This is a genomic window from Enterococcus sp. DIV0574, from assembly GCF_051711125.1.
Lineage (GTDB): Bacteria > Bacillota > Bacilli > Lactobacillales > Enterococcaceae > Enterococcus_D > Enterococcus_D gallinarum.
Genome location: NZ_JBIOMA010000001.1, coordinates 1,395,768 through 1,410,482, shown reverse-complemented (window position 1 = coordinate 1,410,482; position 14,715 = coordinate 1,395,768). Strand labels below are relative to the sequence as shown.

The following is a 14,715-nucleotide window of genomic DNA, read 5'->3' as shown; positions in this document are numbered from 1 at the left end:
AAAAAGACCAGCCACCTGCGCTGGTCATTTCCTATTATCGTCCGCTTTCTCGATAGATCACTTCAAGACAAAAAGCACACGGTTCATCATGTTCTCTTCTAGATCCATATAAGTCATAACAAACATGGAATCCTTCTTCGTATATCTTTTCCAAATTCATTCGCGATTTGGACAATTCTTGTTTGACCGATTCTGCGGGCGCTTCGGCCACTTGATTCAATTCACGGATATGTTCCCGTAAACGTTGATTTTCTAATTCTAGCGTCGTATTTTTTTCAACGATTTCTTGCAAAGACTGTTTCATCTCTGCTAAGTTATTCAACGAATTTTGCAGTTCATTTTCTAACTGATTCAATCCATCATAAATCGATCGCTTGTCCATGCTCATTATGGTCACCTACTTATTTTGTCACTAGTTCTTCATATTCATAGTCTATGGGCGTTTGTCGATCGTACAAACGGACTTTGATAATGCGCTGCAATAAATCCAGACCGACTACTTTTCCTTTTCCATCCGGAGTCACAACTTCTTTGCCGCGATCCGGTAATTCTCGTTTTGCTTGTTCATATTCATCATTCTCATACTTCAAACAGCACATCAAACGACCACACAACCCGGAAATTTTCGTCGGATTCAAAGACAGCCCTTGATCTTTGGCCATTTTGATCGAGACAGGGATAAAATCGCCTAAGAACGTCGAACAGCAGAGCTTGCGGCCGCATGGACCAATTCCGCCGATCGCCTTTGCTTCATCTCGTACACCGATTTGTCGCAACTCGATCCTTGTATGAAAATGACTCGCCAAATCTTTGACTAGTTCGCGGAAATCAACTCGACCATCCGCTGTAAAATAATACAGCATCTTTGACCGCTCAAATGTATATTCTGCCCTAACAAGTTTCATAGGTAAATTGTGCGCTCGAATCTTCTGCTTGCCAATGATCAGCGCTTCTTCAGCATCTTGACGATTTTTCTTTTCTTTCTCGATATCTTTAGGCGTGGCCTGTCTAATGATTGGCTTTATGTCATAAGGCAAATCTTGCGAATCGATCAACTGCTTAGGAATCGCGACGGTCGCCATAAACTTTGCTTCTTGTGATTCAACGATCACTCGTTCCCCCGACGTGTAATCTCGCTTCTCAGGCGCATAAAAATAGATTTGTCCCGCAGCGCGAAAGCGTACACCGACTACTTCTATCATAACATTGCTCCCCCTTTAGGGTACTGTTATGCCATAGATGATCTTCACTGAAAATTGTTCAGCAACGCCTTGAAAAGCTACATTCGCTTGCAGTTTCTTTTGGGCTTGCAAGGCAGCTTCGATGGCAAGATTGATCTCTTTTCCCCATAAGCCTTGTGCCAATAACTGGTCTCGTTCTTCCTGCAAATAAAATAACAGAATCGAAAAAATAACTCTCTGCTGTTCTTTTTCTTTTGCTAAAGCGAGCAGCTTTTTTTGAACGAAAATAAACGCTTGCGGATCTTTCTTCAAGAGATACTTCACCCATTGTGCAACAGCATCCTTAGTTTCATTAAACCATTCCTCTTGGGAGATTTCAACTGCTTTATGATAACTATTTGTCAAGTAACTCAAAAGACGGCTACTCTCTTGAGAAAGTCCTTCTTTTTGCAGCTTTGTCTGCAATTTGTCTTTCGCCAATGGTGAAAAATGAATGATTTGACAACGGGACTGGATCGTCGGCAAGATCCGTCCAACACTTTCCGTTTCTAAAATCGCTAAGAAATTCCCTACAGGTTCTTCCAAAAATTTCAGTAAACTATTTGCTGCACTTGTATTCATTTTTTCTGATTGCGAAAGAATAAAGATTTTCAAGCGACTTTCGAAGCCGCTCTTAGAAAATTCTTCTTGCAACTGACGAATTTGATCTACTTTGATCGTCTGTCCATCTGGTTCCACCATGAGTACGTCCGGGTGCTCCCCTTGAGCGATCCGCAAACAATTACTGCAAGATCCGCAAGGTTCATCTGATTGAACATTCGTACAAAAGAGACGTTTCGCCAGCCACAAACTCATCTCATGTTTGCCCGTTCCTGCATCGCCTTCAAAAAGATAAGCATGGGCAATCCGCCCATGCTCGACACTTTTCTTCAGTTGGGCAAAAACCAGAGGTTGATATTCTTGTAAAAAAAGTTCCTCCATGGTCTGCTCCTTTTTAGTATTGATGGAAGCCATCGACTGGTAGAACAAAAACCGTTGCACCGCCAACTTCTACTTCCACTGGATAAGGTACTTGCCCATCAAGTGAGATGTCTAACGACATTGGTGTGGAAACATATTGTTTTCTAGACTGACAGGTTTTCTTGATCAGTTCCAATGCGTCTTGGACCCGCTCATCCTCAAGACCAATAATAAATGTACTGTTGCCGGCTTTTAAGAATCCGCCGGTAGATGAAAGTTTCGTAGCGCGAATGTTGGCATCGATGAATTCATTTGCTAATCGGTTGCTGTCTTTGTCTTGCACGATTGCCATAATCAATTTCATGAGATCATCTCCTTATTATTGTCGTCAGCGATCACATTGTTTTGAAGTAGGAAGGATATGCTTCAACGATTGCTGAAAAACTTGTCTCAACGACATCTTGTAATCCCATTCTAGCATCAACCTTATGGATGCGTACAGGATTTTCTTCTGCCAGCTTCAAATAAGCATGACGAACTCGTTGGTGAAATTCTAATCCTTCCGCGTCCAAGCGATCCAACTGATGAGCCCGATGCTCTTGAATCCTTCTTAAACCTGTATCCGAATCGACATCCAAATACAAGGTGAAGTCAGGCTCCGTGCCTTCGGTGGCAAATTCATTGATACGTGCAATCTCAGGAATACCGATCCGGCGCCCTGCCCCTTGATAAGCTAAAGAACTGTCTACAAATCGATCACAGATCACGATTTTGCCTTCATTCAATGCTGGTAAAATCACTTGGATCAAATGTTGGCGTCTTGCAGCAGCATACAGCAATGCTTCAGTCCGTTCATCCATCTCAGAATTTTTGGGATCCAGTATGATCCGCCGAATTTTTTCTGCGATTTTTACACCGCCTGGTTCTCTCGTTTTGACAATGTCTCGTTTGGCTTCTAGCTGCAAACGAGGATATAGTTCTTCTAAAACACTGGTTTTGCCAGCGCCATCTGGTCCTTCAATGGTTATGAACAGTCCACTCACCCTTGTTGCCTCCAATTTCTTATAATTCACGTCTTCCTTCCACTGCTTTAAGCAATGTCACTTCGTCCGCATATTCAATATCGCTGCCGACAGATAAGCCGTGAGCCAACCGCGTCACTTTGATCCCCGCTGGTTTGATCAGTCGGGAAAGATAGATCGCGGTAGCTTCGCCTTCTGTCGTGGCGTTCGTAGCAATGATCACTTCTTTCACTTGGTCATCATGCAGGCGCTGAATCAAAGGAGCAATATTGATATCTTCTGGTCCAGTCCCTTCCATTGGAGACAGAACACCATGCAAAACATGATAGAGTCCATGGTACTCACGGACTTTTTCTAACGCCATGACATCCTTTGGTTCTTCTACTACTAAGATCGTGCCTTTATCTCGTGAAGGGTCACTGCAGATCTCACAGGGATCTCCTTCTGTAATGTTTCCGCAAATACTGCAAAAATGCAGATCACGTTTGACGCTCAACAGTGATTTAGCAAACTCATTGACGACTTCATCTTTCATATCGATCGTATAAAAAGCCAATCTAGTTGCTGTTTTTTGTCCGATACCTGGCAGCTTCATGTAGCTGTCGATTAATCGTGCGATCGGTTCTGGATACTGCACGCCACATTTCTCCTTTTATAAACCGGGGATTCCTTTAGTGTATTTACCCATAGTCCGTTCGGTTTCTTTTTCAATTTTAGTTAATCCATCATTTACTGCCAAGATCAGCATATCTTGTAACATGTCGACATCTTCCGGATCGACGATTGCTTGATCGATCGAAAGATCGCGTAATTTTTTATCACCTGTAAAAGTTGCCTTCACATAGCCATTTGTTGACTCGCCGATAAATTCTTTACTGTTTAGGGCTTCTTGTTCTTTTACCATCTCTTTTTGCATTTTTTGTACTTGCTTCATCATGCCTTGCATATTTCCCATGCCTCGCATCATTGTTCTTCACTCCAATTCTCTCAATTTTCTTCGATGCTCGCCAATTCACCAAAAAGCTCTTGGGCTTTGGTAACGACGACTTCATTTTCAGGTTCTTCCGTAGTTGGTTCTGGTTCAGCTTCCCCTTCATCTAATTCGCCTGTATTGAAGGTTTGTCCGCCAGCAATAAATTCTTGTCGTAAGATTGGCCAGCTTTCTTTCGTGATAAACACGGATTGCGGTGCATAATCAGATATCATTCGTGAAATTTGATTATGCAATGTCAGCTGCAAGTCTTGGTCATTAGCTGCCCGTTGACAGACAATCTCATAATCAAAGGCAATCACTACACCAGATGCACTGGCTGCTTTTGCTTCGCTCGCGTGGAGCATTGCTCGTTGTGTCACCGACAATGACATCAACAGATCATCCCAAATGTTCCGCACATTTGCGAGATCTTTTTTTGTGGCTTCTTTCAAGACTTGAAAGACCCGTTCTTTCGGCACTCGGAAAGTGCTGCTATTTTTGGTCTTCTTGGCAGGTGGATTGACCGGTTCACTGCTGGCCGCCGATGGGTTTTCTTGTAGTTTTCGTACTTCTGACTGCAGCTTCTGAATTTCTTGACGAAGCTGCTGAACTTCTTGATTCGACACCGAAACTTCTCCTGAAGCTGGCAATCTCCTCTGATTTGCTAGTTTAACAACTGCTACTTCCAAATAAATGGTCGGATTATTGGTAAATCGCACCTCGTTTTGCGTCTCATTCAAAACAGTGATCCAATGGTAGATTTGATCTGCAGTAGCTGCCTGAGCTAAAGCTTTGAAGCCTGGTGTGATCTGCAGTGATTTTTCTTCTAATAATTGTGGTGCCTGCTGATATAAGAGCAAGTCACGACAATAGACCAGCAAGTTCCCCAACAACCGCCGTGCTTCTTTGCCCGAAGACAGCAGCTGGCGCAATGTCTCTAATGCATCTGGTACTGCTTGGTCTTCGCAAAATTGCATCAAACGGTCCATCATCTCATAAGACAAACTGCCGGTTACTTCTAATGCGTCTTGAGTCGTGACTTTGCCATCACTAAAGGCAATAGCTTGGTCAGCAATGCTTAACGCATCCCGCATCCCACCTTCTGCTGCTCGTGCGATCACTTGCAGCGCCTCTTCTTCATAGGCAATTTGACTGCCGTCTAAAACTGTCTTTAGATGATCAACGATATCTTGCGTATTGATTCGCTTAAAATCAAATCGTTGCGTTCGAGAAATGATCGTTGCAGGAATCTTGTGCGGCTCTGTCGTCGCCAAAATAAACACCACATTTTTTCGTGGTTCTTCTAACGTCTTCAGTAACGCGTTGAAGGCGCCGGTCGACAACATATGAACTTCATCCACGATATATACTTTATATTCAGCTTGTGTTGGTGCATAATTTGCACGGTCTCGGATAAAGCGGATCTCTTCGACCCCATTGTTGCTGGCTGCGTCGATTTCGATAACGTCTTCTTGCGTACCAGCTGTGATCGAACGGCACATCTCGCATTCATTGCAGGGCTCTCCATTGACTTGGTTTGGACAATTGATTGCTTTTGCAAAGATTTTGGCAGCACTCGTTTTTCCCGTTCCCCGAGGACCGGTAAATAAATAAGCATGCGAAATTTGATTTTGCTCGATCGCATTTTTCAAGGTTTGCGTAATTGCTTTTTGTCCAACGACATCCTCGAACCGTTGGGATCGCCATACACGGTACAATGCTTGATAGGCCATATTTTTCCTCACTCTTTTCAAAATTCGCTATTATCTATTATACGTAATATTTACAAAAAAAACTACCTTGAGTTGCCTATCTGCTGAAAAAGAAATGATTTTTTAAGGGAGCAATCTTTTAATAAAAATCCGCACATCCTAGAGAACGATACTTTGAAAAAAGTATTGTTTTATAGACGATTTTTTATTCAACTTTTGCCTACACTTCTACAACTTTGGTCTAATACATAGAAAATACGGAGCTATGGTATAATGAATGTACATTCATCCATTGGATGATGAAAATTTGTAAGGAGGACTGAAAATGGGTATTATCAAAGCTGCAACAAGCACGATTGGCGGAGGTCTTGCCGACCAATGGCTAGAGGTCTTCGAACCTGACAATATGGGCGACACGACAGTGATGACTAAAGGTGTGAAGGTACGGCGCAATGACAAACGCGGTTCGAACCGAAAAGGAACGGAGGATGTCATAACAGATGGCTCTGTAATCCACGTCTACCCTAATATGATGATGCTGCTGGTCGATGGTGGAAAAATCATTGATTATACAGCAGAGGAAGGCTACTATACCGTCAAAAATGACTTGGCTCCTTCCATGTTCAACGGTTCCTTAAAGGATGCCATCTCTGAAACGTTTAATCGCTTCAAATTTGGTGGCGTAACACCTCAAAAACAACAAGTTTTCTATATCAATTTGCAAGAAATCAAAGGAATCCGCTTCGGGACTTCTTCTCCATTAAATTATTTTGACAACTTTTATAATGCAGAATTATTCCTAAGAGCCCATGGAAATTACTCATTGCGAATTACTGATCCGATCTTATTCTACACCAACGCGATTCCAAAAAATAAAACACAAGTTGACATCAATGACATTAACGAACAATATTTAGCAGAGTTTCTGACTGCTTTACAGACAGCCATCAACAAAATGTCAGCGGATGGCGAGCGCATCTCCTATGTTCCATCAAAAAGTATGGAATTAAGCAAATACATGGGTGAGGTTTTAGACGACAGTTGGCGCGAACTGCGAGGAATGGAAATCGTTTCAGTCGCTGTTGCAAGCATCTCTTATACGGATGATTCAGTGAAACTAATCAACATGCGTAATCAAGGTGCCATGTTGGGTGACCCAAATGTTCGTGAAGGGTATGTTCAAGGTTCGATCGCACGTGGGATGGAATCCGCAGGTAGTAATGCTGCCGGTGCAACAACCGGATTTGTTGGTATGGGCATGGGGATGAACACAACTGGCGGTTACTTGAATCAAGCAGCTCAAAACAATCAGCAACAAATCCAGCAAAACCAAGAAAATCAGCAGAAACAAAACAATGGCGATAGTTGGGACTGCCCTCAGTGTGGAACAAGCAATACGGGTAAGTTCTGCAGCAATTGCGGTACAGCAAAACCTACAGGAACCCCAAGTTTACAAATGAAATGTTCAGAATGTAGTGAAATAATTGATTTAGCAAATGGAATCCCGAAATTCTGTCCCAACTGCGGCAAGCCATTTAAGGGAGTTCCTTTAGACTAAATGAAGGAGGAACTTAAATGGATGTCATTACGCATAAATGCCCCAACTGCGGCGGTGCGCTAACCTTTGATCCTGGTGATCAAAAATTCCACTGCCCCTTCTGTTTGAGTATTTTTACAGAAGCAGAAGTAACAGCCTTTGAACAAAAACAAAAAGAAGCCCAACTTGCAGATGGGACTGCGCCGGAAAATCAGCCGATCACTGATGATACGGAACCGGCGCTAAAAGAAGCTATCACAGAAAAAACCGAAGAAAAGGCGGCCCAAATGGACTTGTTCCTTTGTCCTAACTGCGGCGCAGAGATCGTCACTGATGCTACGACAGCAGCTACTTACTGTTATTTCTGCCACAATCCAGTCGTCCTTTCCGGCCGTCTTTCTGGAGAATTCTTACCTAACAAAGTTTTACCTTTTGCAATCGAAAAAGAAGAAGCAACCGCTAAATTTCTGGAATGGGCACAAAAAAAATGGTTCGTACCAAGAGACTTCTTCGATCAAGCGCAAGTTGAAAAATTGACCGGTGTTTATTTCCCTTACTGGAGGATCGATGCCGAACTAGATGGCCAACTATCTGGAACTGGAACTTCTTTAAGAATTTGGCGTGTCGGCGAGATCGAATATACAGAACACAAACAATTTGCTGTTTCCAGACGCGGAAAAATGCGTATCAATGAACTGATCAAAAACGCTTTATCCAAGAATGTCCAACAAAAAATGGTTACCGGGGTCCAGCCTTTCCCATTGGATAAGGCCGTTGACTTTCGCAGCCAGTATCTGGCAGGATTTCAAGCAGAAAAACGCGACATTGAGTATCAAGCACTTAAGAATGAAGTACAACAGGAACTTTCCGGTTATGCTGAAAACCTCCTAAGCAGTACCGTTAATGGGTACACTAGCTTCAATCGGACACAGCGGAACATTGAGATTACGAAAGAGACCAATCATTACGTACTGCTGCCGGTCTGGCTTGTCACCTATCGCGCTGATGATCCAAATAAGAACGTCTTTTATTATGCGATGAACGGCCAAACCGGTAAAGTCAGCGGTGTCTTACCAATCAGCTACAAACGCTTAGGTTTTACGAGTGCAGCGATTTTTGCTGTGATTGCGATTCTAGGTATGATTGGAGGGTATTTCTTATGAGAAAATTTTCCTGTTTTTTCCTAATGATTGCCGGCTTTCTGCTGACAACGGTCACTGGCGTGGCAGCAGAAAATACTGTTTCCGACGACGCTGGGCTTTTTACTCCCTCTGAAATCCAGAGTTTAAGCGAACAAGCCGATCAGTTGAATGAAAAAATCAAAGGTGAAGTCTTTATCGCAACGACAAATAACGGCATTGATGATATTGAATACACCACCGACCGTTTTCTCGCGGATCGTATCGGGAATGATCAGAATGGCTCAGCATTGATGATCGATATGGGCAACCGTAATCTTCATGTGTCCACCTCAGGAAATATGCTCGATTATATCAACGACGCTCGTCTTGATGATATGTTGGATAATATTTATGATCAGATGACGGCGGGTAATTACTATCAAGCCGCCCGGGTCTACTTGGAGAATGCAGCCAGCTATGTAGAAGCGGGGGTTCCCGGCGGTCACTATCATGTGGATCGTGAGACAGGCAAGATCACTTATTATAAAGTGCTGACCCCTTTAGAAATCGGCATTAGCTTATTGGTAGCTGCAGTGATCAGTATTGCTTTTTTCATCATTGTCAAATCAAGATACCAATTAAAAATGGGTGGATACAAATACCCTTACAGAGAAAAATCCAGCATCAAATTGACTCAAAAAGAAGATCGTCTGGTCAACTCCTTCGTAACGACTCGCCGAATCCCACGTCCACCTAAAAATAATGGCGGCGGCGGTTTTGGCGGTGGCACCACTACTCATTCTTCCGGCGGCGGAACATTTGGCGGCGGCGGTCGCAGTTTTTAGTAAACGTTTCTTCTCCTCTGAAAACTGGATCGAAAACGGACTAAAAAAGATGATCTTCAGACGACTAGTTGGTCTGAGATCATCTTTTTTTAAATGATTTCTTTAAAAACAGAGAAATCGATATTCCCGCCTGAAACGATTGCGACTGTTCGTTTACCTTTCAGCAAATGATCGATTTGTCCGCTTAGGATAGCAGCCGTACTCAGAGCACCTGCCCCTTCAGCAATCACTTTTTCTTTTAAAGCCAAATAATGGATAGCAGTTTCGATATCTTTCTCTTCAACTAAAACGGTTTCATCTATGCGCGAGCGCAACGTTTCATAAGTCAATTCTCCAGCCAAAGCCACATCGCACCCATCTGCCAATGTCTTACTGCTGCGATTGGCTACCAGTTCTTGTCGCCATATAGAGGAAATCATCCCATGCACTTGGTAAGATTGAACCCCAATAATATTAGTTTCCGAACGTAATTGTTTGATTGCTAACGCAATGCCTGCGATCAAGCCGCCTCCACCGATCGGTACGATGACATTATCCACATTAGGCAAATCTTGTAAAATCTCTAACCCAATCGTTCCTTGCCCTTCCATTACCGCTCGATCATCAAAGGGGGAGACAAAGACCTCACCGCTACGTGACATCGCTTCCAAAGTAATTTGTTTTGTATCGTCGAATGTCTCTCCTGCTAAGATCACTTCAGCGCCATAATTTCTCGTTGCTTCTATTTTTGTCTTCGCTGCTTGAAGCGGCATAAAGATCCGTACATGTATCCCTAGCAGGGCGCCTGCTAGTGCAACACCTTGCGCATGATTACCTGCTGAACAAGCAATTACCCCTCTTTTTTTCTCTTCCTCTGTCAATGTTGCTAATTTGTTGTAGGCCCCTCGCGCCTTAAAGGATCCTGTACGCTGCAGATTCTCTAGTTTCAGATAAATTTCTCCTGCCTTTTCTGCGCTAAGAATATTGCTTGGTGCGGCAGGTGTATGGATCATGATTGGTGCCAGTCGCTGATAAGCATCCAGGACACCTTGGATTTCAGAAACCGCTTCTTTGATCACCGAAAGTCCTCCTAATCGATTTTTTTCTACCCTTATTGAAGCATATCTGTTCCGTAAATACAATCTAAAGTGCTCGACGTTCTGCCAAAATCCTTCCCCCTTTTTATCAACAACTGCAGAGCTCCAGATAGGCTTGAAAAAAAATTCTGTGAATATAAAGCCTCTAGTAATAAGCTTTCATCATGATGTTAGAAATGAAAATCATTGCGATGAATTTTCAGAAAATAATGACTTGATGGGCGTTCCATGCTATACTAGGAAAAATTAAAAAAGGAAGTGACTCTATGCAAATCGATTGGGAAAATTTAGGGTTTTCGTATATTAAAACCCCTTGGCGCTTTGTCGCAAAATGGAAAAATGGCTCTTGGGAACAAGGAGCATTGACTGAAGATAATATTCTGCATATTCATGAAGGTTCTCCAGCATTGCATTACGGTCAACAATGCTTTGAAGGCTTGAAGGCGTATCGACGACCAGATGGCGGGATCAACTTGTTTCGTCCAGATGAGAATAGTAAACGATTGAATCGAAGCGCTCGTCGCTTGCGTATGCCGTTCGTTCCCGAAGAGATGTTCCTCGATGCGGTCAATCAAGTGGTCAAAGCAAACCAAGAATTTGTACCGCCTTACGGTACCGGGGCTACTCTATATTTACGGCCGCTATTGATTGGCGTAGGCGAGAATATCGGCGTTGCACCTGCGCCAGAATACTTGTTTATTATTTTTTGCATGCCGGTCGGATCATATTTCAAAGGCGAGCTGGCCCCAACGAACTTTATTGTTTCAGATTATGATCGTGCAGCACCAAATGGTACCGGCGCTGCAAAAGTAGGCGGAAATTATGCTGCCAGCTTATTACCAGGATACGAAGCCCATGAACGGAATTTTTCAGATTGCATTTATTTAGACCCTGAAACACATACAAAAATTGAGGAAGTGGGGTCCGCTAACTTCTTTGGGATCACGGCCGAAAATGAATTCGTGACACCAAAATCGCCATCAATTTTGCCAAGTATCACCAAATATTCTCTCCTTTATCTTGCAGAACATGCTTTAGGATTAATACCTGTCGAAGGAGATGTGTATGTGGATCAACTGGATCGCTTTGTTGAAGCAGGCGCTTGTGGAACCGCTGCGGTTATTTCACCTATTGGCGGAATCCAAAATGGAGAGTCTTTCCATGTGTTTTACAGTGAAACGGAGGTCGGTCCTAAAACTCGTGCGCTATACGATGAATTGACGGGTATCCAATTTGGTGAGCGCAAGGCTCCAGCTGGCTGGATTTTTGATGTTCCTCTTGATTAATCAATGAACTGATTGGGAGAATCAAAAAAATTTATAGAGCTCCCCTCTTTGCTCTCACGCCTGAAAGCACCCAAAACAATTAAAGAATGGCGCATCTTTTTTTCGTTTTGACAGGAGCCTTTTCTTAAAATAATTGCTCTCTCGTCAGTCAATTGTTACAATCAAAGGCAAGGGGGAATTATGATGGCAAAACGCTTAATTTTTTCATTGATTGCTACGGTCATCTATTTGGTCGTATCCAATATTGGGAATCTTTTTTTTGGGATCAGTCGTACCTTTAGTTGGACAACTACTTTATGGGAAGCATTATTCTTTTTTATCTTCATTTTTCTTGTTCAGCAATTTCGAAAAAAATAAACAAGCCTAAGTCAGTGGCGCTCAGCGCTAGTCTTAGGCTTGTTTTTTTATAAAAAGTCCTCGACGCCTCAACAAAAATACGGATCACTAATAGTAAGACAGCGTCATTTTCTCAAACTGAAATTAGAATCATAAACAAAAAAAGAGCTAGAACCCTTACTTAAAAGGAATTCTAGCTCAAAAAAATCAAAAATGATTATTTAACTGTTACTGAAGCGCCAACTTCTTCTAAAGCAGCTTTCAATGCTTCAGCTTCGTCTTTAGAGATGCCTTCTTTAACTGCTGAAGGAGCTCCGTCAACTACAGCTTTAGCTTCTTTCAAGCCTAAACCAGTTGCTTCACGAACTGCTTTGATAACTTTAACTTTTTGGTCGCCAGCTGCAGTCAATTCTACAGTGAATTCAGTTTGTTCTTCAGCAGCACCAGCGTCGCCAGCTCCACCAGCTACAGCTACAGGAGCAGCAGCAGATACGCCAAATTCTTCTTCGATAGCTTTAATTAAGTCGTTTAATTCTAAGATTGTCGCGCCTTTTAGCTCTTCGACAATGTTTTCAATGTTCAATGCCATTTTGTTTTCCTCCATTTAATTAGATAGTTTAGTTTATAGTGTGATTATGCGGCAATTAAGCTGCATCTTCTTCTTTTTCGGCCACTGCTTTGACAGCGTAAGCCACGTTGCGGATAGGTGCTTGTAGCACAGATAGCAACATTGAAAGAAGTCCTTCGCGGTTTGGCAATTTTGCCAATGCTGTGATTTCTTCCAAAGAAGAAACTTTGCCTTCGATGATACCGCCTTTGATTTCTAATGCTTTAGCCTCTTTAGCAAAATCGTTCATGATTTTTGCAGGTGCGACAACGTCTTCGTTACTGAACGCTACAGCAGTTGGGCCAGTGAATACTTCACCAAGACCTTCTAGACCAGCTTGTTCAGCAGCACGTGAAAGGATAGAATTTTTGATAACTTTCATTTCAACGTTTGCGTCGCGTAATTGTTTACGTAGACGAGTTACTTCGTCAACAGTCAATCCACGGTAGTCAACGACTACTACAGATGCGGCTGCTTTGAATTTTTCACTCACTTCATCCACAATTGCGGCTTTTTTAGCGATAGCTGCTTCACTCATTTTAAATTTCACCTCCTGATTTTGATGGAAGAGTTTCAAGAAAACATTTCTGTCTTCATTTGTCTTTATCAAGAGATAAAAACAAAAAAACTCTATGCCACCGTAGACATAGAGGGACTATTGAAGTTTCTCAATAAACGTCCTCGGTAGGAAATTAAGACTGACGTCACCTACTGTCTTCGGTACAGTTAAACTTTTAACCTTGACTACCTTACCATAGATAAGGCAGTCAAGTCAACAAAAGTTTTGTTTTTTATTCAAATTAGAAAGAAGCTTGATCTACATGGATACCAGGTCCGAAAGTTGTCGTTACAGAAATGTTTTTCATGTATTGACCTTTCGCTGCAGATGGTTTAGCTTTTACTAAAGTTTCGTGGATTGTTTTGAAGTTTTCAACTAATTTGTCATCTTCAAATGAAACTTTACCGATTGGTACATGAACGTTACCAGCTTTGTCAACACGGTAAGTCACTTTACCAGCTTTTACTTCGTTAACAGCTTTTGTTACGTCCATTGTAACTGTACCAGTTTTAGGGTTTGGCATTAAACCTTTAGGACCTAAAACACGACCAAGTTTACCGACAGTTGCCATCATATCTGGTGTTGCAACAACAACATCAAAATCGAACCATCCGCCTTGGATTTTTTGAACCATGTCGTCGTCTCCAACGAAATCAGCACCAGCTGCTTCTGCTTCTTTGGCTTTTTCACCTTTCGCAAAAACTAACACTGTTTGTGTTTTACCAGTACCGTTTGGTAGTACGACCGCACCACGGATTTGTTGGTCCGCTTTTTTAGGATCGACATTTAGTTTGTAAGCAACTTCAACCGTTGCGTCGAATTTTGCAATATTTGTTTCTTTTGCCAAAGCTACTGCTTCTTCAACTGAATAAGCTTTTGCAGCGTCAACTTTTTTCAATGCTTCTTGCATTTTTTTGCTTTTTTTAGCCATTTTGTTTCCTCCTTGATGTGGTTATAACGGTAGAACCTCCCACGTGTCCCATATTTTTCAATATAGAGCCGACTGAGAAGCTACTTCCTTAGGGTCTGTAAAAATTATTCTACAGTGATCCCCATGCTTCGTGCAGTTCCTTCAACCATGCGCATAGCTGCTTCAACGTCAGCTGCGTTTAGGTCTTCCATTTTCAATTCAGCGATTTCTTTTACTTGATCGCGTGAAACTTTTGCAACTTTGTTTTTGTTTGGTTCGCCTGAACCTTTTTCAACGTTTGCTGCTTTTTTCAACAATACTGCTGCTGGTGGTGTTTTTGTAACGAATGTGAATGAACGGTCTTCGTATACAGAGATCACTACTGGAATGATCAAGCCTGCTTGATCAGCTGTACGTGCATTGAATTCTTTTGTGAATCCCATGATATTGATACCCGCTTGACCTAGTGCAGGACCTACTGGCGGAGCTGGTGTTGCTTTACCTGCAGGAATTTGCAATTTAACGATTTTTTCTACTTTTTTTGCCACGAGACATACCTCCTTGAGTCCGTGATGTGGTTAATTGGAGAT

At 42.4% G+C, this 14,715-nt stretch carries 18 protein-coding genes and 1 other annotated feature; of the genes, 5 read left to right on the top strand and 13 right to left on the bottom strand.

Features of this window, described 5'->3' with window-relative positions; genetic code table 11:
- Positions 1 to 34: 34 nt before the first annotated feature.
- Genes IGJ45_RS06925 through dnaX form a run of 8 tightly spaced genes read right to left on the bottom strand, consistent with a single transcriptional unit; the run spans position 35 to position 5,869 of the window.
- Entirely contained in the window at positions 35 to 382 is a 348-nt protein-coding gene (locus IGJ45_RS06925; protein WP_003127096.1) for a DNA replication initiation control protein YabA, read from the bottom strand.
- 19 nt (positions 383 to 401) lie between these two features.
- Entirely contained in the window at positions 402 to 1,202 is an 801-nt protein-coding gene (locus IGJ45_RS06920) for a PSP1 domain-containing protein (protein WP_409531250.1), read from the bottom strand.
- 15 nt (positions 1,203 to 1,217) lie between these two features.
- Positions 1,218 to 2,162, bottom strand: coding sequence for a DNA polymerase III subunit delta' (gene holB / locus IGJ45_RS06915; RefSeq protein ID WP_113849863.1), 945 nt, complete (start codon positions 2,160 to 2,162; stop codon positions 1,218 to 1,220).
- A 13-nt stretch (positions 2,163 to 2,175) separates the two neighbouring features.
- Positions 2,176 to 2,505: a cyclic-di-AMP receptor gene (locus tag IGJ45_RS06910; protein ID WP_003127092.1), complete on the bottom strand. Its 330-nt coding sequence runs from the start codon at positions 2,503 to 2,505 to the stop codon at positions 2,176 to 2,178.
- Between the two features lie 31 nt (positions 2,506 to 2,536).
- Positions 2,537 to 3,184: a dTMP kinase gene (tmk, locus tag IGJ45_RS06905; RefSeq protein ID WP_003127091.1), complete on the bottom strand. Its 648-nt coding sequence runs from the start codon at positions 3,182 to 3,184 to the stop codon at positions 2,537 to 2,539.
- A gap of 19 nt (positions 3,185 to 3,203) precedes the next feature.
- Entirely contained in the window at positions 3,204 to 3,800 is a 597-nt protein-coding gene (recR, locus tag IGJ45_RS06900) for a recombination mediator RecR (protein WP_003127090.1), read from the bottom strand.
- Between the two features lie 15 nt (positions 3,801 to 3,815).
- Positions 3,816 to 4,130, bottom strand: coding sequence for a YbaB/EbfC family nucleoid-associated protein (locus IGJ45_RS06895; protein ID WP_003127089.1), 315 nt, complete (start codon positions 4,128 to 4,130; stop codon positions 3,816 to 3,818).
- Between the two features lie 20 nt (positions 4,131 to 4,150).
- Entirely contained in the window at positions 4,151 to 5,869 is a 1,719-nt protein-coding gene (dnaX, locus tag IGJ45_RS06890; protein WP_423121544.1) for a DNA polymerase III subunit gamma/tau, read from the bottom strand.
- 304 nt (positions 5,870 to 6,173) lie between these two features.
- On the opposite strand from dnaX, the gene IGJ45_RS06885 reads away from it, so the two are divergent.
- From IGJ45_RS06885 to IGJ45_RS06875, 3 genes are read left to right on the top strand one after another with little or no spacing between them, the layout of a single operon-like run.
- The gene (locus tag IGJ45_RS06885) at positions 6,174 to 7,406 is read left to right on the top strand and encodes an SPFH domain-containing protein (protein ID WP_005472382.1); all 1,233 of its coding nucleotides are present in this window, start codon (positions 6,174 to 6,176) and stop codon (positions 7,404 to 7,406) included.
- A gap of 17 nt (positions 7,407 to 7,423) precedes the next feature.
- The gene (locus tag IGJ45_RS06880) at positions 7,424 to 8,548 is read left to right on the top strand and encodes a TFIIB-type zinc ribbon-containing protein (protein ID WP_113849864.1); all 1,125 of its coding nucleotides are present in this window, start codon (positions 7,424 to 7,426) and stop codon (positions 8,546 to 8,548) included.
- A complete protein-coding gene (locus IGJ45_RS06875; RefSeq protein WP_409531248.1) occupies positions 8,545 to 9,351 on the top strand; it encodes a TPM domain-containing protein in 807 nt (268 codons plus the stop codon). The genes IGJ45_RS06880 and IGJ45_RS06875 overlap by 4 nt, the downstream gene beginning before the upstream one ends.
- An 89-nt stretch (positions 9,352 to 9,440) precedes the next feature.
- Here the strand turns inward: IGJ45_RS06875 and IGJ45_RS06870 are convergent, their stop codons facing one another.
- On the bottom strand, positions 9,441 to 10,409 hold the full coding sequence (locus IGJ45_RS06870; RefSeq protein ID WP_113849866.1) for a pyridoxal-phosphate dependent enzyme: 969 nt from the start codon (positions 10,407 to 10,409) through the stop codon (positions 9,441 to 9,443).
- 284 nt (positions 10,410 to 10,693) lie between these two features.
- Between IGJ45_RS06870 and IGJ45_RS06865 the strand changes: the two genes are divergently transcribed.
- Both IGJ45_RS06865 and IGJ45_RS06860 read left to right on the top strand, forming a co-directional pair.
- Positions 10,694 to 11,713 (top strand): branched-chain amino acid aminotransferase, encoded by a 1,020-nt coding sequence (locus tag IGJ45_RS06865; RefSeq protein WP_195957664.1) that lies wholly within the window; start codon positions 10,694 to 10,696, stop codon positions 11,711 to 11,713.
- A 183-nt stretch (positions 11,714 to 11,896) separates the two neighbouring features.
- Positions 11,897 to 12,070: a hypothetical protein gene (locus IGJ45_RS06860; RefSeq protein ID WP_005472376.1), complete on the top strand. Its 174-nt coding sequence runs from the start codon at positions 11,897 to 11,899 to the stop codon at positions 12,068 to 12,070.
- Between the two features lie 196 nt (positions 12,071 to 12,266).
- Here IGJ45_RS06860 and rplL read toward each other — a convergent pair whose 3' ends face one another.
- The 4 genes from rplL to rplK all read right to left on the bottom strand — a co-directional run bounded on the left by rplL (position 12,267) and on the right by rplK (position 14,673).
- Positions 12,267 to 12,638 (bottom strand): 50S ribosomal protein L7/L12, encoded by a 372-nt coding sequence (rplL, locus tag IGJ45_RS06855; RefSeq protein ID WP_003127081.1) that lies wholly within the window; start codon positions 12,636 to 12,638, stop codon positions 12,267 to 12,269.
- 55 nt (positions 12,639 to 12,693) lie between these two features.
- Positions 12,694 to 13,194 (bottom strand): 50S ribosomal protein L10, encoded by a 501-nt coding sequence (gene rplJ, locus IGJ45_RS06850; protein ID WP_003127079.1) that lies wholly within the window; start codon positions 13,192 to 13,194, stop codon positions 12,694 to 12,696.
- 74 nt (positions 13,195 to 13,268) lie between these two features.
- Positions 13,269 to 13,395, bottom strand: a sequence feature (ribosomal protein L10 leader region).
- A 61-nt stretch (positions 13,396 to 13,456) separates the two neighbouring features.
- Positions 13,457 to 14,146 carry a 50S ribosomal protein L1 gene (rplA, locus tag IGJ45_RS06845; protein ID WP_003127078.1) on the bottom strand — a complete coding sequence of 230 codons (690 nt, stop codon included), beginning with the start codon at positions 14,144 to 14,146 and terminating at the stop codon, positions 13,457 to 13,459.
- A 104-nt stretch (positions 14,147 to 14,250) separates the two neighbouring features.
- The gene (gene rplK, locus IGJ45_RS06840) at positions 14,251 to 14,673 is read right to left on the bottom strand and encodes a 50S ribosomal protein L11 (protein ID WP_003127077.1); all 423 of its coding nucleotides are present in this window, start codon (positions 14,671 to 14,673) and stop codon (positions 14,251 to 14,253) included.
- Between the last annotated feature and the right edge of the window lie 42 nt (positions 14,674 to 14,715).